Genomic DNA, 21,123 nt, shown 5'->3' on the forward strand with positions numbered 1-21,123 from the left:
CACATAACGGTATTTTGGAAACTTCTCAGGTCGCACCCAGGGTTCCTTGCAATGAGTGAGGAAATCGGGATGTTGATCCATATGTTCGGGTTGTTGATACAGCCGCGCAAGCAGTGGCAACTGATCGGCAGTTTGCCGGAAAAAAACCTTCGCAGGCAGATCCCCTACGTTATTGTGCTGGCACTGTTGCCGGCATTGGCCTGGTATTTCGGCACTACCAGAGTAGGGTGGAGTATCGACGGTGGCGATCCGGTCCGTATCACCAGCAACAGCGCGTTATCCCTGGTGGCGGTTTTCTACTGCACCATGGTTTTCGCCGTGGTGGCCGTCGGTTATTTTATTCATTGGATGGCCAAGACTTACGGTGCCAAGTCGTATCCAATGAAGGGAATGGTTATTGCCGGTTTTACCGCGACACCGATTTTTATCGCGGGAGCCGCCGGTTTTTATCCGGTGCTGTGGCTGGATATCCTGCTCGCCACGATAGCGGCCGCTTACGCCGTTTATCTGCTGTACCTCGGGATACCGATTGTGATGGGGGTGTCCGAAGAGCGGGGTTTTCTGTTCTCCAGCGCGATCGTCACTGTCTCCCTTGTGGTGGCGGTGATGGTAATGGTGGGGACAGTGCTTTTTTGGAGTTTTGTCGCCGCCCCGGTATTTCACTGATCTGGCAATCGGGTGGGGCTTCGGCCCTGCCTGTTATGGCGTATAGTGGTACTCCAGCAGGTAATCATTGGCCAGCTGCAATCGCTGCGTCGCGGAACTGCCTCTTTCCAATTCAACTTCTGCCACGGATTTCACAACTTGTCGCGGTTTAGTATCAATGCAATGTACAGACATTGCCGCGATTGTTTCGTCCTCGCTGATCACCACATGCTCCACAATTTGCAGCAATAGTCGCTTCCCTTTTGCGCGTAGCAGATAACCAGGACCGCTGTGGAGCGGAACGCGGTATTTGGTCGCCCCCCAGGGACCGTCGCAGCGGATCGCCAAATATTCCCGCGGCGCCGTTTCAGCGGTAATAACACCCGAGGCGAAAGATTCAAATTCTTTCCCCAGCGCCTGTTGCACTTCATAGCTGTCTCCACTGGGAGTCACAATTTTCAACTGAAGGGTTTCCACCGCCAATGCGCTGAGGGCAGGGGTGATGGTGATGAGCGCTGCTAAAGAGAGGGCAATGCGTTTCATTTTTTACAGTGTGTATTAGCGGCCGACCATTTTTTTGCAAAACGGCGCATGCACGGGGGACCGGTAGTGACACTACAGGTGCCGGCTGGCGGGGGCAAGTGGAAACGGTACAGTCCGGAAAGTGCCTTGATGCCCTATGACCGATTGGATAGTATCAGTTCACGCTGGCAGCCAGCTATTTTTTGCGCGGCTTAATTGGTACAAACGTACTTATTAATGCCAGATTTCCCGGTAGCGTTGCGCTGTCATCCGAAATAACTCGAATAAAAGGAAAACACCATGAAGACAGCAGCCCATATCAGGGGGATAGCGGGCGTGGCGTTGGCCCTTGTACTGGCCACGGCCTGTTCCCCGGAAAAGAAAGCCGGTGAGGCTGATTCCCCTCAAGCATCTGCCTCCGCTGATTTTCAGAAGCAACTCCTCAAAAAACTGATTTCCGCCAAGCCCGGTGATGTCATCGAACTGCCCGCCGGCAATTTCTCTCTCAACCGCAGTCTTTCCCTGAACGTAGACAATGTGACCATCCGCGGTGCCGGTATGGATAAAACCATCCTCTCCTTCAAGGATCAGATTCAGGGCGCTGAAGGCCTATTGGTGAGTGCGAGTAATTTCACGATTGAAGACCTGGCTCTGGAGGACACCATCGGCGATGCCCTGAAGGTAAACGAGGGTGAGAACATCATCATCCGCAATATCCGCGTCGAGTGGACCAACGGTCCCGCTACGGAAAATGGCGCCTACGGTATTTATCCGGTACAGACACAAAATACCTTGGTGGAGGGTGCAGTGGTTAAAGGCGCCTCAGATGCCGGTATCTACGTGGGGCAGTCAAAAAATGTGATCGTCCGTAACAACCGCGCGGAGTACAACGTAGCTGGTATCGAAATAGAAAACACGATCGGTGCGGATGTCTATGACAATGTAGCTACTAACAATACCGGCGGCATACTGGTTTTCAATATGCCCAACCTGCCGCAGCCCGGTCACAGTACCCGTGTATTCAACAACAAAGTGTTTGCAAACAACACGGAAAACTTCGGCCACGAGGGTACGCCGGTTGCCTCGGTACCCGCGGGTTCTGGTATCGTGATTAATTCCAACGATAAGGTGGAAATTTTCAACAACGAAATTTCCGATAACGACACAGCCAACATTATTGTGAGCAGCTTTTTCACTGCCGGTTACTACAGTGACAAGTCTACTCAGGAATCCTTTGACCCCTATCCGGAAGCAATTTATATCTACGACAATCAGTTTAGCGGCGGTGGAGAATCCCCGGACCACCTGGAGTTAAAAGCACTGAAGCTTGCAAAATTCGGTTTGAGCGGCAGCTTGCCGGATATTTTGTGGGACGGTGTGATGGACGATGCCAAAATGGTCGACGGAGAGCTTCCTGATGACCTGAAATTATGTGTCGATAATGGGGATGCCGGCATTATTAACGTTGATGCTGCCAACGGATTTAAGAATATTTCCACCGATATATCGCCGCACCGCTGCAGCCTGAAAAAATTGCCGCAAATTGTGCTGGAGTTCGATCAGCCGGCAATAGGGGAAAATGATGTTGCACAAACCGAGGCCGCCGATGCGTAACATAATCCGCGGTCTGCTGTTGACTCCGCTTTTCGCTCTTGTTGTGAGCGGGTGTGATACAGCCAGACAAGACGTCACTTTATATGCGCGCGATGCCGTACCTGAGCGGCTGAGTGACTGGCATATCGTCGAAGCGATCGACGAAGAACTGACCCTGAACCGGGGCGTGACGCCCTATGATTTAAATACGGCGCTGTTTACCGATTATGCGCACAAACTGCGCACGGTGTGGATGCCACCGGGTACTTCCGCAGTGTATGGAGAAGAGCGCTTTGACTATCCGGTGGGCACGGTGCTTACCAAAACCTTTTATTACCCGAAAGGGCCGGATGGTACCGTGTTGCGCACGGATGACTACCGCCGTGACTACGTGGAAGGCAAGGCCGGTGAAGCGCTTGCACTAGATAGGGTACACCTGGTGGAAACCCGTGTACTGGTCAAGCGTGCGGACGGCTGGCAGGCGCTGCCCTATGTTTGGAACGCCGAGCAGACGGACGCGACGCTGGAGATCGCCGGTGACGCCAGCCCCATGCGGCTGGCTAGCGACGGTGGCGCGAGTCAGCCATTCACTTATGTGGTACCGGATGCAAACCAGTGCGCGGGCTGTCACGCCGACAATCACACCCAGAAGGCCATCGCGCCCCTGGGCCCTCGTGCGCGCCATCTGAACAAGGACTATGCCTATGCCAGTGGTGCACAGAACCAGTTATTGCACTGGCAGCAGATCGGTTATCTCAGCGGTCTGCCGGCATTTGAGGCAATACCGCGCAACGCCGACTTTGCGGATGCCGACTTGCCGCTGGAAATGCGCGCTCGGGCCTACCTGGATATCAATTGCGGCCACTGCCACAATCCGGCGGGGGCTGCGGATACTTCGGGGTTGATGCTGCACCACAGTGAACAGGATCGGCGTCGTCTGGGGTTGTGCAAGCCGCCGGTGGCGGCGGGTACCGGTAGTGGAGATCGCCGCTTTGCGATAGTGCCTGGACACCCGGAAGACTCGATTCTTACCTTCCGTGTGGAGAGTACCGATCCCGGCGCTATGATGCCCGAGCTGGGCCGCAGCCTAGTGCACGAGGAGGGAGTGGCGCTGCTGCGGGAGTGGATCGCGGCCATGCCGGGCAATTGCTCGTAAGTGGCCTCTGCGCCAGCGCTGTCCGCGTACAATGACAGTGACGCCGCGGTTGTTTCTGCCAATGCCGCGGCGGTCTGTCAGGCCGGCCTTTCGAGTTCCGCGACCGGAATGGTGGCGGGAATTAGAGCCTTGATCATCATAGTGACGGTGCGCTCCAGCAGCGGTGAGTCCAGGGCGACAGCGCCGCTGATAATCTGGTATTCCAGATTGAGGATAGTACCGTGCACTATCTGTGCGGCAGCCTGGGGATCGGTAAGTCCCAGCAGCTGAAAAAACTCCTGAATCAACAATTCTGTGGAGTGGTTGGCCATGCGAATGGCGCGGGTCAGCTGTTCGTTGCGCAGTGCCTCGTTGCGAAAAGCCAGCTCAATCAGGCGGCGGTCCCTGTCTCCGGCCTGGGCGCGCACATGGGTGAGGATAAAGCGGGTCAGTTGCTGAATCAGCAGTTTACGCCCGTTGCCGGATGCACGCTCTTCCGGTGAGAGATTTCGGGCGGCGGCAAAGCTGTCATCCTGAAGCTGGCGCGTCTGCTCGAGCCCCTGCTCAACGAAGTAGGTGAAAGAGTCACTGATCAGGTCGGTCAGGTCTTTGAAATAATAGGTTGTGGCAGCCAGAGGAACATTGGCCTCTCGGGCCACGGCGCGGTGGCGTATACCGCGAATACCTTCTTTCACGATTAGCCGCAGTGTCGCCTCGAGTATTGCTTTGCGGCGCTGGCGGCTGTCCGCGCGCTGGGCGCGACGACCGTGATAGACCAGTTCAGACTTTCCAATGTCCATAGTCATAGCGGGTTCCTTATTTTTTATTGTTAACTGGCGATCTTTAAATTGGATCGTGCGTCCAATTCTAGCGGAACAACTTCAAATGGCTACTGTATAAAAGGGACAATTAAGCACACGCTATTACAGGCGATTACACGCCATTACACGGGCAATTTGTGAGGGGATTGAATTTCGCCGCGGAAAAAAATCGACAGGAAAAGTTCTGCAATCGGCAGTCGCGGGGATGGCTCTGGTGCGGGGAAGAAATTTCATGGCGGGCCTGTAGAGGGCCCGCATTTGGGTATCAGGTGATCTTGCCGGTTACCCTGACCCGCTTGGCGCCCGGCATCACTTTTATTTGCTGGCTGCGGCGTCGTTCGATACTGGCGTCGATGGTGTTTTTGGCTGCGATCAAAAGACCTGCCACCAAAAAGGCGCCCGGCGGCAGTACGGCAACCAAAAAGCCTGGGTAGTCCGGCCCCATCACCGAAATGGTCCAGTCCGCGGCCATCGGCCCCAGCAGTAGATCCATGTCCGCGAACAGGGTGCCCTGGCCGAGAACTTCACGCACTGCACCGATGGTGATCAGTACCAGGGTAAATCCTAGCCCCATCATGAAACCATCCACCAGCGAGGGGAGCACCGGGTTTTTGCTGGCAAAGGCATCGGCGCGGCCAAGGATGGTGCAGTTGGTGACAATCAGCGGAATAAAAATGCCCAGAACCAGATAGAGTTCGTAGGTAAACGCTTTCATCAGCAGCTCGGCGCAGGTGACGAAGGTGGCGATAATCATCACCGAAGCGGGCAGGCGCACCGTGTCTGGCATCTGCCGGCGCACCAGGGAAACCGCCAGGTTGGAGCAGGTGAGTACGCCAGTGGTGGCCAGTCCCAGGCCGATGGCATTGACTACCGAACCAGTTACCGCCAGCAACGGGCACAGCCCCAACAGCTGCACCAGTGCAGGGTTGTTGCTCCAGAGACCGTTGCGGCTGATTTCGCCGTAGGGCGCTGTCATCACTGTTTCTCCTTCTCGGGCTGTTCCACTTCCACCGCGCGCTTGGAGACCGGTGCGCTGAAAATTTCCTCGCGGTGGCTGGCGACAAACTCCAGTACCCGGCGCACCTGGTTAACCACTGCGCGGGGGGTGATAGTGGCGCCGGTGAACTGGTCGAAGGCGCCGCCGTCTTTTTGCACCTTCCACTGGTCTATAGGTGGGTCCTGCAGGGAAAGGCCGTTGAATTGCAGTATCCAGTCGCTCTTCTTCAGGTCCACCTTGTCGCCCAAGCCGGGGGTTTCGGTGTGAGCGGTAACTCGCACGCCAGCTATAGTGCCATCGCGGTTGACGCCCACTAGCAGGGAAATCGGTCCAGAGTAACCATCCGGCGCCACGGCGGGGATAATGACCGCGGAGATACTGCCATCTTCCTCCCGCGCAAGATTGATCTCACCGCCCGTGCTCAGTCCCAGCTGATTCCAATAAGCCTTGGGAATGGGATAGGTATCCACCAGTATGTCGTTGCTGTGGCGGTCCAGGGGGATGATCTCCAATAGCGCCTTGGCGGAAGCCTCGCGTATCGCGCGCTCAATCGGCTCGCGGGTGGTGATTTGGGTTACTGCGAGGGTACCGGCGGTGACCAGGGCAAAAATCCCCAGGATCAGCGCATTGCTCGCCATCGACCGTTTCAGCATCAGCGCTCCTCCAGATCGGTGGCGCGGCGCGCGGACTTGTGGCCGTACGTGCGCGGCAGCGTGTAGTTATCGATGGTGGGGGCGGCGAAATTCATCAACAGCACTGCGAAGGCCACCGCGTCGGGGTAGGAGCCCCAGGCGCGGATAATGTAAACCAGCAGCCCGACACCGGCACCAAAGGTCAGGCGCCCCTTATTGCTGGTGGCACCGCTGACTGGATCGGTGATGATAAAAAAGGCCCCGAGCATGGTTGCACCGGAGAAGAGGTGTAGCATCGGTGACCCTTCGCTCAGGGAACTGCCGCTGTCATAGAAAAGCAGAGACATCAGGGTCAGGGTTCCCAGCATGGCAACAGGCGCATGCCAGGTGATTACACGGCGAAACAGCAGGAAAAGGCCACCGATCAGGAAGCCGAAGTTGGCCGCCTCCCAGCCAAGTCCCGCAACTGTGCCTTGATCCAGCACTGGCTCCGTCGCGTACAACTGTGACAGCAGTACCGATTCGTTCAGGCGCACTATGTCCAGCGGCGTGGCGCGGGTAAAGCCGTCCACATTGTAGCCGCCGAAACCGAATACCAGGCTGAGTGCTTCGTCGATACCGGGTGCGCCGTTGATAATTTCCGCCGGCCCCACCCAGCGGGTCATATCCACCGGGAAGCTGATCAGCAGTACCACATAGCCCACCATTGCCGGATTAAAAGGGTTATAGCCCATGCCTCCGTACAGGTGCTTGGCCAGCACGATAGCGGTAGAGGCGCCGATTACCGGCAACCACCAGGGGCAGTAAGGCGGCAAGGCAATACCGAGCAGCAGCGCGGTCACGAAGGCACTGCAGTCCTTCAAGTAAAAGGCGACAGGGCGCTGGCGCAGTTTTACGATTGCCGCCTCGCAGGCGAGGGCGGTGATACTGCAGAGCGCGATATTGATCAGAACGCCGATGCCGAAGTAAATCACCAGTGCCAACACGCCGGGCAGGGTGGCGGCTGCCACCTGCAGCATCACTTTGGCGGTGCTGTCGCCGGCACGGGCGTGGGGAGAGGTGGCGCGCATCAGGGACATACGCGGAACCCGTTAGTGTGCGCCGGCGACGGCGGAGTGCCGGTCATGGAACAATCTGACAGCCTGCTCGGCAGGCACAGGCAGCGTGTGTGCATGGTTATTGCTTTTCCTCTCCCGCTTGTTTCTGCTCGCGCAGCTTAGCTTCCAGTTTCTGCTGCAGGTTTTGCAGCGCTTTCTCGAATGCCTCGACATTGGCATCCCCGGCGGAGCAGGCTTTTTCCAGCCGCGCTCGGGCCTTTTCCACCCGAGCCTTGAGCGCGTCTATCTCCCCCGCCAGCTTTTCGGCGGGGCTCATGGCGGCGCGGGCAGCGGCCGCCGCTTTGGCTTTTTCAATCGCACTTTGCGCTCGCGCCTGGGGATCGTCCTGCCCGGGAGTGCTTTCTCTGCCCGCTTCGGCCGCAGTTTCAGCCTGGCGTTCAGCCTCGGCCAGCTTTTGCCGCGCTTCCTGTAATTTGAGTTCGGCGGCTTTCAGCTGTGCCGCCAACTGGTCGCGCTGCTTCTCTTCCGCCGCTTCCAGCTTTTGTTGCAGCCGCTCTACGCGGCCCTCCGCGCTGGTGAGCGAGCGTTGGGCTCGGGCCAGCTGCTGTTCCGGAGATGCCTGTTTGGCTTTCACCCGCGCCAGGGCCGCGGCCACCAGATCCGCCTCTTTTTGTGCGGCTTCCGCCTCTGCGCCACCACTCTCCTCGCGCTGTCGGCGCGCCAGCTCGGCAGCCTTGCGCCGGGCTTCCCGCTTGGCCTGTTTCTCCTTCTCCGCCCGCTCCATCCGCAGTTTGCGGAACTCGAAGCGTTCGCGGGCGCGGTCGGCCTTTTCCTTTTCCTGTTCGGCGGTGCGGATATCGCCCTTGGCGGCGCGGTAGTACTGCACCAGGGGAATGCTGCTGGGGCACACGTAGGAACAGCAGCCGCACTCAATACAGTCGAACAGGTTATAGGCCTGTAGCTTTTCGTGATCGTCTGCGCGCGCATACCAATAGAGCTGCTGCGGCAGCAGCGACGCCGGACAGGCCTCGGCACAGAAACCGCAACGGATACAGGCCTGGGCCGGCGGCGCTGGGGGCAGCTCTTCCACCGTGGGCACCAGCAGGCAGTTGGTGGTTTTGATCACCGGTGCGCTGGTGTCGTCGATGGTATAGCCCATCATGGGGCCGCCGATGATCACCTTTTGCATCAGTCCCCGGTGGGCACCGTGCGCCTTGAGGATATGTTTGATCGGCGTGCCAATGGGAACCTCGATATTGCGTTGCCGCTCCAACGCCTTGCCTACCACCGTGGTCACACGGCTGATTAGCGGTTCGCCAAAGCGCACCGCGCGGTAAACAGCGCGGGCGGTGCCCACGTTTTGACACACAATGCCGACATTGGCGGGCAGCCCCTTGTTGGGCACTTCGCGCCCGGTGAGTATCTGGATCAGCTGCTTTTCGCCGCCGGATGGATACTTGGTGGGGAAAACCACAATATCAAAGCGCGTGCCCTCGGCGGCCGCGCGCATCGCCGCTATGGCCTCAGGTTTGTTGTCCTCAATGCCGATCAGCACCCGCTCCGGCTCGTCGAGGATATAGGAAATAATCTCCACCCCGGCGATGATTTCCTCCGCGCGCTCGCGCATCAGCATATCGTCGGCGGTGATATAGGGTTCGCACTCGGTGCCGTTAATAATCAGTGTGTCTATCTCGACACCGCCGTGGGGGTCCAGCTTGACCGCTGTGGGGAAACCGGCGCCGCCCATGCCACTGATACCGCAATCGCGTATCTTTTCCAGAAGTTCCACCGGCGTAAACCGGCGGAAGTCCTCGCAGGGCTGCAGCTCGCACCAGCGGTCCTCACCGTCGGCGTCGATAGTGATGCAGTCGGCCGGCAGGCCAGACGGATGTGGCACCGCAGCCGGCTCTATGGCCACTACCTTGCCAGAGGTGGGAGCGTGTAAGCTGCAACTGATCAACCCGTCCGCCTCGGCGATTTTCTGGCCCTTCAGGACTGTCTCCCCCAACTTGACCAGCGGAATGGCGGTGGAACCTGTATGTTGCAGCAACGGCACCACCAGTTGCTCCGCCAACGGAATACTGCCGATCGGTTCGCCGGTAGACTGGTGCTTGTTCTCCGGTGGATAGACCCCTCCGGGGAAATCGTTGGGGCGCAGTGCGCGGGCTTTTTGCCGCTTCTGATCGCTGGCGATCAGCTGCGCTTCTCGGGCGGCGCGACGCTCGAGCGCGGACTCCCGCCGCAGTTGTTGCTGTTCGCTGCTCACGCGGCACTCCTCTTACTCAGCTGCCGGCGATCACTGGCAATCAGTTCTATTCCTTCCGGCGGCTTCTCCGGGTGCCATCCCTGCAATGGCGTCTCCAGGGGGACCATCTCAATGCAATCCACCGGGCAGGGCTCCACGCACAGATCGCAGCCGGTACATTCGTCCGAGATCACTGTGTGCATATACTTGGCCGCCCCCACGATGGCATCCACCGGACAGGCCTGGATGCACTTGGTGCAACCGATGCACTCCGCCTCGCGGATAAAAGCCACCATCTTGGTTTCTTTTTCCTCGCCGTGCTCCGCATCCAGTGGCATGGGTTCCACATCCAGCAGGTTTGCCAGCGCGTTAATGGTGGACTGGCCGCCGGGAGGGCACTTATTGATCTTCTCGCCGTGAACTATCGCCTCGGCGTAGGGGCGGCAGCCGGGATAGCCGCACTGGCCGCACTGGGTCTGCGGCAGTAGCGCATCCACCTGCTCCACCAGCGGGTCCCCTTCCACTTTAAAGCGCACCGCAGCGAACCCCAGCAGTGCGCCAAAGGCCAGCGCCATGCCGCCGAGAATCAGCAGGGGAGTGGAAATTTCAGAAAACCAGTCCAGCATCGCTCACACCAGGCCGCTAAAGCCCATAAACGCCAGGGACATCAACCCGGCGGTAATCATACCGATGGCCGCACCCCTGAAGGGCTGTGGCACATCCGCCGCGAACAGCCGCTCGCGCATGGAGGCGAACAGAATCAATATCAGGGAGAAGCCCACCGCCGCGCCGAAGCCATAGAGGGTGGACTGCAGGAAGTTATGCGCCTTCATAGTGTTCTGCAGGGCTACGCCGAGCACCGCGCAGTTGGTCGTAATAAGAGGAAGGAAGACGCCCAGAACTTTGTACATCAGGGGGCTGGTCTTCTGGATAAACATGCGCGCGAACTGCACCACCACTGCAATCACCAATATAAAGGAAATGGTGCGCAGGTATTCGATGCCAAAGGGCTCCAGCAGATAGGTGTTCACCAGGTAGGAGCAAATGGAGGCCAGCGTCAGCACAAAGGTGGTTGCCCCCGCCATGCCCACGGCGGTCTCCAGCTTATTGGAAACCCCCATGAAGGGGCACAGCCCCAGAAACTGCACCAACACATAGTTGTTGACCAGTATGGTGCTGAGCAATATGACGGCGAATTCGGTCATAGAAAATCCGGTTAGAGCCAAGCAGACGGGGCCTAGGAACCGCAGTCTGAACGGGGAAAGAGCGCCTAAGCAGCCCGGCGGAAGCGTCTGGCGGGCCGTGGATTGCCGCGCAGGGGCGGTATTATGGGTGAGTGCCGGGAAGCCTTCAACTCGGTTGCTGCCAGGGGGCGTCTGCGGTGTGTAATGGCGTGTAACGGCCTGTAATTGACACGTTTGTATCGCCTCCGGTAGAACCGCATAGGACTGTGCGCTGGTTCACGGCATCAGCCGCCTCTGTCTGCTGAAAAGGAAGGCTACCGGATGGAAGACCCCCAGCAGCGCCGCTTCTGGCTGATCGAACTGATCGCCTACTGGGAAGGGCGCCTTAACACCAGGCACCTGAGAGAATTCTTTGGTGTCACCCGCCAATGTGCCAGTAAGGATATCAACGACTACCGAGATATTTGCCCCGGGAATCTGCGTGACTACTGCCCCAGAGAAAAGGGATATACCCCCAGCCCGGATTTCCAGCGCCACTATATCAGCGCGGATGTTGCCGAATACCTCAACTGGATGGCCGGGCTCAGTGCGCGTGCACTGCCGGCCGACGCTACTTACAGTCTGCCCAACTGCGTACTGCGCCACCCCGCCCGCAATGTCACCCCGCAAGTGATGCGACCACTGGTCCGCGCCATCCGCGAGGGCCGGCGGGTAGAAGTGGATTACGGCTCCATCTCCAATCCGAACGGAGAGGGGCGCATTATTGTCCCCCACACCTTTGTCAATACCGGATTGCGCTGGCATCTGCGCGCCTGGTGCGAAAAGAACCGGCAATACCGCGATTTCGTACTCAGCCGCTTCCTCGGACAACCGGAAGTGCTGGACCAATCCCCCCACACTGCCGAGGCAGATATTGCCTGGAACACTGAAATCACCCTGGTGCTGGAACCGGATGCACGCCTAACCCCGGAGAAAAAGGCCGTGCTTGAACACGATTACAACATGGAAGGCGGCCAACTATGCCTGAAGACCCGCGCCGCACTGGCCAGTTACCTGCTCAAGGAAATGCAGGTGAACACCAAAATGCTGGACGGGCGGCCGGAGGCTCAGCAGCTGGTGCTTGTAAACGAAGATGACGTGAAAGAGTGGCTTTTCTGAGGGTTGGTAAAAGAAAAATGGGTGGGAGTGTCAACTGAGTTTACCTGTAAATTTTTTCAGCGTTGGCCAGTGTAAAAGGAATCGTTAGGGTGCTGTGTCAACGGCAAGGGGGCTTTGGATTATTTCGCCAGAATTAAGGCCGATCGGAGCTAAGTGGCTGTTGCTCAAGCGCAACAGCCATGAATGAATAAAAGGAGTAACGGGGGGTTTGGTGTTAATGTGGAATGATGCTCCAACCTATTTCCGCTATTGGGGAAAAGCGAAAGCGAACGCTGATCTTGATGGAGCGCCCTGTCACTTATTGCCATTTCACAGCCTGGATGTCGCTGCGGTTGGCTATCACTTGTTCTCTCCGCGTACTGCCCGGTGCCGCGATTTAGCATCGCAGTTGTCGCTGGAGCCGGAGCAGTTGCAATCCCTATATGTCTTCAGCCTGGCGCTGCATGATCTGGGAAAGTTTTCCAGAGCGTTTCAGTCACTGGCCGAGCCGGGTGTGCCGGGTCTGGTAGAGACGGACTCCGGTCTCGCTTATGGCTCAGGGGAATGGCCCCATCACAGTAAGGCGGGTGCCGTTTTCCTCAAAGCTTTTTTTAGAGGTGAACTCAAGCAGCAGGGGCTTTGCGCCTGGGGATGGGGTGAGACGGATAGTGGCTCGAAAAAATTTCTTCGGTTGTTGCTGAACATGGCCTTTGGCCACCACGGGCTTCCGGTGGATGCGGGCACAAACCAACATCCTTCACCGGGATTTCCCGAAGATCGTCTGGCGGCCTGGGAATATACCTGCGAGGTCGCCAAGTGGCTTTGCCCGCAATGGCCAGAGCGGCAGGTGCGAGACAAAAACTGGCTCAAACAATTTCAGCAAGTAACTTGGCACCTGGCTGGATTTGCTGTAGTGGCAGATTGGCTTGGTTCAGACCAGTCCCTATTCCCCTACCGGTCCGAACCTCAAATATTGGAGGACTACTGGCATAACACCGCACTGCCACAAGCGGCGAAAGCCCTGGAAAAAACCGGTTTTGGTCACGAATTGCTACCGGCCCGCTTCCCTGGCGTTGAAAAATTTTTTGGTTTTTCGCCAACACCTCTGCAGCAGTGGGCCCAGGACCTGGACTGGGCGGACGGCCCCCAGCTGTTTGTGCTCGAAGATGTTACCGGTGCTGGAAAAACAGAGGCAGCCATGATTTTGGTGCACCGCCTGCTGGAGAACGGGCAGGCTCAGGGTGTTTATTTGGGGCTGCCTACCATGGCCACCTCCAATGCCATGTACGGCCGCATAGCCGACCAATATCGCCGCTGGTACGACAGCGGACAAGTGCCCAATCTGGTCTTGGCCCACGGAGCGCGTCACCTCAATACGCGTTTTACGCGCTCGATAGTGAGCGAGCAATTGCGGGATCACACCTATGGCGAAAAGGAAGAGACCGCTTCCGAAGCCTGTAACCAATGGCTTGCCGACTCGCGCAAAAAGGCATTGCTGGCAGACATAGGTGTGGGGACCGTGGACCAGGCTTTGATGGCCGTATTGCCTTTCAAACATCAAGCGTTGCGCCTGATTGGTTTGGCGAACAAAGTTCTGGTGGTAGACGAAGTCCATGCTTGTGATGACTACATGGCTCGACTTTTGGAAGAAGTGCTGCGGGCCCATGCGCGCCAGGGCGGCAGCGCTATCCTGCTTACCGCCACCTTGCCCCACGCTATGAAGCGGCGACTTATTGCGGCATATCGGAGTGGTCGATATCTGGACGAAACTCCCGTGAGCCTGGAGCAATCTTTCCCTCTTGCTACGCGGATCACAGATAAAGGGCTGGAGCAATTTCCGCTGGCAACCCGCGACAGTGTCATCCGCCGGGTAGCGGTGGAAACAATGCACGAGCCGGACACCGTGATTCAGCACCTGCTTAATATCGCCGAAAGTGGTCAGTGCGCCTGTTGGATACGCAATACCGTGGATGACGCCATCGCCGCTTATCAGGCATTGCAGGAGCGGGCGGCGAACCCGGAAAAAATCATGCTGTTTCACAGCCGTTTCGTTATGGCGGACCGCCAAGCGATTGAGCAGGCCGCACTGCAACGTTTTGGTAAAGAGTCTGATGCACAGAGCAGGGCCGGCTGGATTCTGGTTAGTACCCAGGTGGTGGAGCAGTCCCTGGACCTGGACTTCGATCAGATGATCAGCGATCTCGCTCCCATGGATCTGCTGATCCAGCGCGCCGGGCGCCTGCATCGCCACCGGCGGGATGGCAGTGGTAACCCAGTGGCGGGCGATGACCAGCGCCCGTTACCGGTCTTGTATCTGTTGGCGCCTCCTTACGAAGAACAGCCCGGTCCGGATTGGCTGTCTGATCCCATGCCGGGTACAGCTGCGGTCTATCGCGACCACGGACAACTCTGGCTGACACTGAAAGCCCTGCGTGAAGATGGCGGTATCGATATGCCCGGTCGCGCCCGTCACCTGATCGAATCCGTATTTGGCGAGGATGCCGAACCCCGTATTCCCGAGGGGCTGCAGCAACGGCATCTGCAGCAGGAGGGCGAACGCAGTAGCCAAAGAGCTATGGCCGCCTTCAACCGCCTGGATATGGACAAGGGATACAGCACGGAAGCCAGCCGCAGTTGGTTTGAAGATCTGGAGATAGAGATTGGCACCCGCTTGAGCGAGGAACCCAGCATCACAATCACTCTGGTGCGGAGGGGGGCAGATGGCGCTCTTAAACCCTGGGTGGAGGCGGAGCAATTCGCCTGGGAGTTGAGCCAGCTTCGGGTTCGCGAGTCCCTGGCAAGGTGTCTGCCGGAATGGCCGCAGGCGTTGTCCAATGAGAAAGACCAGTTGTTGGAATGTTGTTCTGGCTTGAAGTACAGCCGTTTGTGGCTGGTGGAAGAAGGCGGCTCCTCTATCGAGTATAGCGGGGACGTGGGGTTGCGTCGTGTCTCCAATCATGGGGAATAGCAAACCAGAACACTCAAAAAAGTAAGCAAGGAGCAATGTTGTGAACCTACTGATCGCCCCATGGCTGCCTTTCCGGCGCCGCGACGGCAGCCAGGAATACCTGCCTGTCACCGCAATGGTAGACCCGGAAATTATCGACTTGGCGTTACCTAGAGAGGATTTTCAGGGCGCGGCCTATCAGTTTTTGATTGGCCTGTTACAGACAGCTATGGCCCCGGAAGACAAAGAAGAATGGGTAAGGCTGTATCAAACGCCCCCTTCCATAGATGAGCTCAGGGAAGTCCTGGAAAAATGGCAGCCCGCATTTGAACTGGATAGTGCCGGGCCGGCATTTATGCAGGATTTTGATTTGTTGGCGGAGGAAAAAAGCACAGATATTGCCGCTTTGTTGATTGATTCCCCCGGGGCGGCAACCGTAAAAAACAATACCGATCACTTTGTCAAAGCGGGCAGGGTGGAACAGCTTTGCCCGGATTGTGCCGCCTTAGCGTTATTTACATTACAGATCAATGCGCCATCCGGAGGAAAGGGGTACAGAACCGGGTTGCGAGGTGGGGGGCCACTGACCACGCTGATTATGCCAGTCGATACAGGCTGTACCCTCTGGCAACGCCTCTGGCTCAATGTGCTGGATACGGATGGCTGGAATTATGACGCCCCCAGCAATTCCGACCCCAGGGTTTTCCCCTGGCTGGGACAAACTAAGGTCAGTGACAAGGGGCAGGGGACTTTTCCGGAAGAAATGCACCCGCTTCACCCCTACTGGGCCATGCCCCGGCGTATACGCTTGAATATCCGGTCCAGCGCTTGCCGTTGTGATCTCTGTGGGCGAAACAGTGAGAAAACCGTTTCTTCACTGCGCGCACGCAATTACGGCTTCAATTATGACGGCCCCTGGATACACCCCCTCACTCCGTACCGCCGCGATCCCAAAAAACCGGAACAGCTTCCCTATTCGCGCAAGGCACAAGCGGATGGTCTGGGCTATCGCTATTGGGAAGCCCTGACCATAAAAGACGAAGAAGAGAAGGGGTTTTTGCCTGCATGGGTGGTATTGGATTACGCCAAGAAATGCGATACGGCCGAAGAAATGGACGTAGACCTGCCCACAGTAGCCAGTCTTTGGGTGTTCGGCTACGACATGGACAACATGAAACCCCGATGTTGGTACGGTGCACACATGCCACTTTTGGCCTTGTCGGATGAGGCGCGGGCTCTGGCTCACATGTGGCTGCGACAGATGATTGATCTCACGGACAGCAGCGCTCGTCTGCTGCAAAACCAAGTTAAGGAAGCCTGGTTCAGCCGTCCCAAGGATGCCAAAGGAGACATGAGCTATATCGGTGCTTCCCTGTGGGAAACCACTGAGCAGGTGTTCTATCAGCTTTTGATGGAACTGGGTGAATTGCTGACAGGAGGCACACCTCCGCAGCGCTTTCCCGCCGAGATCGCAGCGCATTGGTATCGCACGGTTACCCGTCAGGCGACAACTCAATTCGATGCGTTCGCTTTAAGTGGTCCGGCAGAGCAGCTGGATATGAAGCAAATTACCAAGGCGCGCAACACCTTCCAAAAGCAGCTTCATCGAGGTAAGGAAGCTAAAGCTTTCCGTAAGACTGGGCGTCTGGATGACAGTGGCCAACCGCAAAGTGCCGGTGAAAAACAAGGAGAAACCGCATGAGCGAAACACCTTATTACCAAAAGTTAAAAGATGAAAACGTGAGAGTTGTAGTTCTCCAGTGGTGGGAAAAACTACACGGACTCAATAATCATGGTGGCAGTCAAAGCCAGACCAACCAGCGCGGTGCGCGGGCAGAATTGCGGCGCTGTGAATCATTGGATGCGGTGCTTTTGAGTGAAGCATTCAGAAGTTTGTGGATGGCGTTGGCACAAACCGGACGGCGCCGCGATCGGGATATTCTGGCCTGGGCCTGTGTGGCAGCCGCGTTGGCGGAAGTGCGGGGCCAACCGGACGATAAAACGGTGACTTTTGCCAAGTGCCTGGGTGCACAAAAAGAGAAGAGCGGAAAACCCTTTATGAGCGAATTGCGTTTCGCGCGCTTACAGAAAAGCCGGGATGGGGATGATTTCCTGACACGCTTGCGCCGGGCTTTGGCATTAATCAATAAGAAGGCGCCGGTACTGTCTCTAGCCGATGACATATTGCACTGGTTCTATGAGCACGAGGGACACCAAAGCGCCAGACCTATGGACCGCCTGGCCGTACGCTGGGCAACAGATTATTTCACCGCGCTGAGCGCCTACTCAAAATAAATCCTCATACCATAAAGGACTGATCTTATGAGCACTTATATTCAGCTTCACCTTCTGACCTCCTACCCGCCCGCCAACCTGAACCGGGATGACTTGGGAAGGCCAAAAACCGCGTTTATGGGTGGTGCCGAACGGCTGCGGGTGTCTTCACAATCACTTAAGCGGCACTGGCGCACTTCCGATGTTTTTCAGGAGGCATTGGCCGGTCATCTCGGTGTCCGCACCAAACGCCTGGGGCTGGAAGTTATGGCGCGCTTGCAAGAGGCTGGTATTGCAGAAGGTAAGGCGAAGGAATGGGCGGGGAAAATTGCTGATGTTTTCGGAAAGCTGGAAAAAGGCAGTGTGGAACTGTCGCAACTGGCGCACATCAGCCCCGAGGAACGCCAGGCTGTGGATGCGCTTACCGAGACGCTGATTGAAGAGAAGCGCGGGCCAGAAAAAGAAGAGCTGGATCTGTTGCGCAAGAACCCTTCGGCGGCAGATATCGGCCTGTTTGGGCGGATGTTGGCGGACGACCCCGCGTTTAATGTGGAAGCCGCCTGTCAAGTAGCCCATGCCATCACTGTTCATCCTGTCGTCATCGAAGACGACTACTTCACCGCCGTGGACGATCTCAATAAAGGCGATGAAGACCGGGGCGCCGCCCATATCGGCGAGACGGGCTTCGCCGCTGGTTTATTTTACAGCTATGTGTGCATCAACCGAGACCAGCTGGTAGACAACCTGGGTGGCGATGCGGAACTGGCGGATAAAGCCATTGCAGCGCTGGCGGAAGCGGCGATTAAAGTCTCTCCTTCCGGAAAGCAAAACAGTTTCGGCTCGCGGGCCTATGCGTCTTACGTTCTGGCTGAAAAAGGCTCCCAGCAGCCACGTTCACTGTCAGTGGCATTTCTCAAGCCGGTGCAGGGGCAGGATCAGGCCACCGATGCCATTGCCCGGCTGGAAGAGCAGGCACAGCGTTTCGACCAAGTGTATGGCGAGTGTGCCGAAAAACGCTACAGCCTCAATGCCCATACAGGAGAAGGCAGTTTCCGGGAGCTGATGGATTTTCTCAAACAAGACTAGGAGGCGCCCAGTGGAAGCATTGATATTCCAACTTTACGGCCCTCTGGCCAGTTGGGGGGCGCCGGCGGTGGGGGAAACCCGCCCCAGCGCCGACCACCCGGGCCGCGCCGCACTGTTGGGCTTACTGGCGGCGGCCCTCGGCATTCGCCGGGATGACGGCCCCAACCAACAGGCGCTGGCCGCATCCGTGCGCTTTGCGGTAAAGCAACACAGCGCCGGCCGATTGATGCGGGACTATCACACGGTGCAAGTGCCGGGTCGGGATAAAAAGGCCCGCTATTTTACCCGCAAGGATGAATTGAGCGTGCCCAAGGAAAAACTTAATACAGTGCTGTCTTCCCGCGAATACCGCCAGGATGGACTTTGGCAGGTGGCAGTATTGCTCAACGAGCAAAGCGACTGGAATCTGGATGAATTGGAGGCGGCGTTACGCGCTCCGGTTTTCACGCCTTATTTGGGCCGCAAAGCGTGCCCACTCGCAGTGCCAATGGCGCCGCAAAAAGTGCAAGCGAAAGGGCTGCGAGAAGCCTTCGCCGCAGTGCCGCCCCGCATCTGTGATCAACAGGCGCGCTGGTTGAATTTACCGGAAAGCGTGGATTACTACTGGGAAGGTGATGCCGGTGATATCGAGGTACAGGACACCCGCCAGCTGACGGATGATCTTATCAGCAGGGACCGCTGGCAGTTTGGAAACCGCAGGGAACACCATGCACGTCTTAGGGAGGAAGCCTGATGTATTTATCCCGAGTCAGAGTGGCGACCCAGGGGATGGACCGCAATGCCCTGGTGAAATTACTCGCTGGCGATGCCTACGCCAACCATCAATTGTTGTGGAAGCTCTTCACTGAATCGGAAGAGAGGCCTTTTCTGTTCCGCCAGGAAATGGAAAAAGAACAATTGGATACTTATGAATCGCCGCGGGGGCTCCCACTTTTCTATGTGCTGTCTTCCCGTGCACCCGTACCGGTACCGGGGCTACTGGAGTGTGAGAGCAAACCTTTCGACCCGCAGTTATCGCCGGGAGACCGACTGCTTTTTAAATTACGTGCGAATCCCACCGTAGCTCGAAAAAGTACCGGTAAACAAAGTTCCCGCCGTCATGACGTACTGATGGATGCCAAGTGGCACTGTCGCCAGCAGGGCCGGGATACCCCCGGAGAAGTGCGTGCGGCCATGGAAGCTAGCGCCGAACAATGGTTGAGAAGCCGTTGTGAACAGTGGGGCTTTAGCTTGAATATGTCGCCGCAGCTGAGTGGCTACCGCCAGCACCAGTGGCGGCGGCAACAGCGGCAAATCCGCTTTTCATCCGTGGATTATGAAGGGGTGATCACCGTGACCGATCCGGCGCGGTTGCGCGCGGCCCTGTTCAACGGAGTGGGCCGTAGTCGCGCCTTCGGGTGCGGGATGCTGATGGTGCGGCGCGGGTAGCGCCGCATGACCTTTATACCGCTCAAACCTATTCCCATGAAAGAACGCGTCTCCATGGTCTTTGTGTACTACGGGCGCATCGACGTAAAGGATGGCGCCTTTGTGGTGGTGGATGAAACGAACGGAGAGCGCAAGCACATTCCAGTGGGGTCCGTGGCCTGTATTATGTTGGAACCGGGAACCCGTGTTTCCCACGCCGCCGTCAAACTGGCGGCGGTGACCGGCACATTGTTGATCTGGGTAGGCGAAGCTGGAGTGCGCCTCTATGCCAGTGGCCAACCCGGTGGCGCCCGCTCAGATCGCCTGCTTTATCAGGCCAAACTGGCGTTGGACGAGACTCTGCGGCTGAAGGTTGTGCGGAAGATGTACGAGCTGCGTTTTGGTGAGCCCGCTCCCGAGCGCCGAAGTGTGAATCAGCTGCGCGGCATCGAAGGTGCCCGGGTGCGCAAGACCTATCAGATATTGGCACAGCAGTATGGTGTGGAATGGCATGGCCGCCGCTATGATCCTAAGCAGTGGAACAAAGCGGACATCGCCAATCAGTGTCTGAGTGCCGCCACTTCCTGCCTATACGGTGTGACCGAAGCTGCGGTGCTGGCGGCGGGGTATGCGCCGGCGGTGGGCTTTATCCACTCCGGCAAGCCGCTGTCCTTCGTCTACGATATTGCCGACATTTTCAAGTTCGATACCGTGGTGCCCGTGGCGTTTCGCATTGCCGCTGAAAATCCTTCTTCTCCTGATCGGGCCGTGCGCATCGCCTGCCGTGACTCCTTCAGGAAAACGCAACTACTCAAGAAAATTATTCCCACCATCGAAGAAGTGTTGGCCGCCGGCGGCATCGACCCGCCCGAGCCACCAGAGGACACCCAACCTCCAGCTATCCCGGAACCGGAGCCCCTTGGAGACGCGGGTCATAGGAGTCAGTAATGAGTATGCTGGTGGTGGTAACGGAAAACGTCCCTCCCAGATTGCGTGGTCGGCTTGCGGTCTGGCTGCTGGAGATCCGCGCTGGCGTCTACGTGGGCGATGTCAGTAAGCGGGTGCGGGAAATGATCTGGGAGCAGATTGAAGCCCTGGTGGAAGAGGGCAATGTCGCCATGTGCTGGGCCACCAACACGGAATCCGGTTTTGACTTCCAGACCTGCGGTAAAAACCGGCGTGTACCCATCGACTATGACGGCTTGCGATTAGTGTCTTTTCTTCCGGTTCCAGAGTAATTCCTCTTTGCCATAATGCTCTTTAACAATTTGATTATTCTTTTGCTCAATCTGGTTGGTAGATTTTTAAAGGGTGTATTTTTCTTTATAAATCAATCATGTATGTTTAGTCTGTTCCCCGCATGTGCGGGGATAAACCGGCATTCGGCCTCGACCCGATGGATGGCACCATCTGTTCCCCGCATGTGCGGGGATAAACCGG

20 protein-coding genes are annotated in these 21,123 nt (G+C 57.3%); 12 read left to right on the plus strand and 8 right to left on the minus strand.

Annotated features, from left to right (window positions below):
• The first annotated feature begins 51 nt into the window (after positions 1-51).
• Entirely contained in the window at positions 52-666 is a 615-nt protein-coding gene (locus BM155_RS12215; RefSeq protein WP_323054041.1) for a Yip1 family protein, read from the plus strand.
• A gap of 33 nt (positions 667-699) precedes the next feature.
• On the opposite strand, the gene BM155_RS12220 is transcribed toward BM155_RS12215, so the two are convergent.
• Positions 700-1,188, minus strand: coding sequence for a hypothetical protein (locus BM155_RS12220; protein ID WP_067151334.1), 489 nt, complete (start codon positions 1,186-1,188; stop codon positions 700-702).
• A 279-nt stretch (positions 1,189-1,467) separates the two neighbouring features.
• Between BM155_RS12220 and BM155_RS12225 the strand changes: the two genes are divergently transcribed.
• Together BM155_RS12225 and BM155_RS12230 are read left to right on the plus strand one after the other, a co-directional pair.
• Positions 1,468-2,781, plus strand: a complete 1,314-nt coding sequence (locus tag BM155_RS12225) for a parallel beta-helix domain-containing protein (protein ID WP_074903427.1) — start codon at positions 1,468-1,470, stop codon at positions 2,779-2,781.
• On the plus strand, positions 2,774-3,916 hold the full coding sequence (locus BM155_RS12230; protein WP_074903429.1) for an SO2930 family diheme c-type cytochrome: 1,143 nt from the start codon (positions 2,774-2,776) through the stop codon (positions 3,914-3,916). Before BM155_RS12225 ends, BM155_RS12230 begins: the two co-directional genes overlap by 8 nt.
• A gap of 77 nt (positions 3,917-3,993) precedes the next feature.
• Here the strand turns inward: BM155_RS12230 and BM155_RS12235 are convergent, their stop codons facing one another.
• The 7 genes from BM155_RS12235 to rsxA form a co-directional block, all read right to left on the minus strand.
• Positions 3,994-4,701 (minus strand): TetR/AcrR family transcriptional regulator, encoded by a 708-nt coding sequence (locus BM155_RS12235; RefSeq protein WP_067151343.1) that lies wholly within the window; start codon positions 4,699-4,701, stop codon positions 3,994-3,996.
• 280 nt (positions 4,702-4,981) lie between these two features.
• Positions 4,982-5,692, minus strand: a complete 711-nt coding sequence (locus BM155_RS12240) for an electron transport complex subunit E (RefSeq protein ID WP_139223254.1) — start codon at positions 5,690-5,692, stop codon at positions 4,982-4,984.
• On the minus strand, positions 5,692-6,366 hold the full coding sequence (gene rsxG / locus BM155_RS12245; protein WP_074903434.1) for an electron transport complex subunit RsxG: 675 nt from the start codon (positions 6,364-6,366) through the stop codon (positions 5,692-5,694). The genes BM155_RS12240 and rsxG overlap by 1 nt, the downstream gene beginning before the upstream one ends.
• Positions 6,366-7,424 carry an electron transport complex subunit RsxD gene (gene rsxD / locus BM155_RS12250; protein ID WP_074903436.1) on the minus strand — a complete coding sequence of 353 codons (1,059 nt, stop codon included), beginning with the start codon at positions 7,422-7,424 and terminating at the stop codon, positions 6,366-6,368. Before rsxD ends, rsxG begins: the two co-directional genes overlap by 1 nt.
• A gap of 97 nt (positions 7,425-7,521) precedes the next feature.
• A complete protein-coding gene (rsxC, locus tag BM155_RS12255; RefSeq protein WP_083421199.1) occupies positions 7,522-9,597 on the minus strand; it encodes an electron transport complex subunit RsxC in 2,076 nt (691 codons plus the stop codon).
• 68 nt (positions 9,598-9,665) lie between these two features.
• A complete protein-coding gene (gene rsxB, locus BM155_RS12260; RefSeq protein WP_067151355.1) occupies positions 9,666-10,274 on the minus strand; it encodes an electron transport complex subunit RsxB in 609 nt (202 codons plus the stop codon).
• A gap of 3 nt (positions 10,275-10,277) precedes the next feature.
• Positions 10,278-10,853, minus strand: a complete 576-nt coding sequence (gene rsxA / locus BM155_RS12265; protein ID WP_074903438.1) for an electron transport complex subunit RsxA — start codon at positions 10,851-10,853, stop codon at positions 10,278-10,280.
• Between the two features lie 300 nt (positions 10,854-11,153).
• On the opposite strand from rsxA, the gene BM155_RS12270 reads away from it, so the two are divergent.
• The 9 genes from BM155_RS12270 to cas2e all read left to right on the plus strand — a co-directional run bounded on the left by BM155_RS12270 (position 11,154) and on the right by cas2e (position 20,921).
• Positions 11,154-11,990: a BrxR family helix-turn-helix transcriptional regulator gene (locus tag BM155_RS12270; RefSeq protein ID WP_067151359.1), complete on the plus strand. Its 837-nt coding sequence runs from the start codon at positions 11,154-11,156 to the stop codon at positions 11,988-11,990.
• A gap of 217 nt (positions 11,991-12,207) precedes the next feature.
• A complete protein-coding gene (locus BM155_RS12275) occupies positions 12,208-14,937 on the plus strand; it encodes a CRISPR-associated helicase/endonuclease Cas3 (protein ID WP_083421180.1) in 2,730 nt (909 codons plus the stop codon).
• Positions 14,938-14,977: 40 nt separating this feature from the next.
• Positions 14,978-16,618: a type I-E CRISPR-associated protein Cse1/CasA gene (gene casA / locus BM155_RS12280; protein ID WP_074903440.1), complete on the plus strand. Its 1,641-nt coding sequence runs from the start codon at positions 14,978-14,980 to the stop codon at positions 16,616-16,618.
• Positions 16,615-17,211, plus strand: coding sequence for a type I-E CRISPR-associated protein Cse2/CasB (casB, locus tag BM155_RS12285; RefSeq protein WP_074903442.1), 597 nt, complete (start codon positions 16,615-16,617; stop codon positions 17,209-17,211). The genes casA and casB overlap by 4 nt, the downstream gene beginning before the upstream one ends.
• Positions 17,212-17,238: 27 nt before the next feature.
• The gene (gene cas7e / locus BM155_RS12290; RefSeq protein WP_074903444.1) at positions 17,239-18,276 is read left to right on the plus strand and encodes a type I-E CRISPR-associated protein Cas7/Cse4/CasC; all 1,038 of its coding nucleotides are present in this window, start codon (positions 17,239-17,241) and stop codon (positions 18,274-18,276) included.
• A gap of 10 nt (positions 18,277-18,286) precedes the next feature.
• A complete protein-coding gene (gene cas5e / locus BM155_RS12295) occupies positions 18,287-19,009 on the plus strand; it encodes a type I-E CRISPR-associated protein Cas5/CasD (RefSeq protein WP_067151374.1) in 723 nt (240 codons plus the stop codon).
• Positions 19,009-19,704: a type I-E CRISPR-associated protein Cas6/Cse3/CasE gene (cas6e, locus tag BM155_RS12300; protein WP_074903447.1), complete on the plus strand. Its 696-nt coding sequence runs from the start codon at positions 19,009-19,011 to the stop codon at positions 19,702-19,704. The genes cas5e and cas6e overlap by 1 nt, the downstream gene beginning before the upstream one ends.
• Before the next feature lie 6 nt (positions 19,705-19,710).
• The gene (gene cas1e, locus BM155_RS12305; RefSeq protein WP_074903449.1) at positions 19,711-20,631 is read left to right on the plus strand and encodes a type I-E CRISPR-associated endonuclease Cas1e; all 921 of its coding nucleotides are present in this window, start codon (positions 19,711-19,713) and stop codon (positions 20,629-20,631) included.
• Positions 20,631-20,921, plus strand: a complete 291-nt coding sequence (cas2e, locus tag BM155_RS12310; protein ID WP_067151383.1) for a type I-E CRISPR-associated endoribonuclease Cas2e — start codon at positions 20,631-20,633, stop codon at positions 20,919-20,921. The genes cas1e and cas2e overlap by 1 nt, the downstream gene beginning before the upstream one ends.
• Positions 20,922-21,123: the final 202 nt, after the last annotated feature.

This window comes from Microbulbifer thermotolerans (assembly GCF_900112305.1).
GTDB classification, from domain to species: Bacteria; Pseudomonadota; Gammaproteobacteria; order Pseudomonadales; family Cellvibrionaceae; genus Microbulbifer; species Microbulbifer thermotolerans.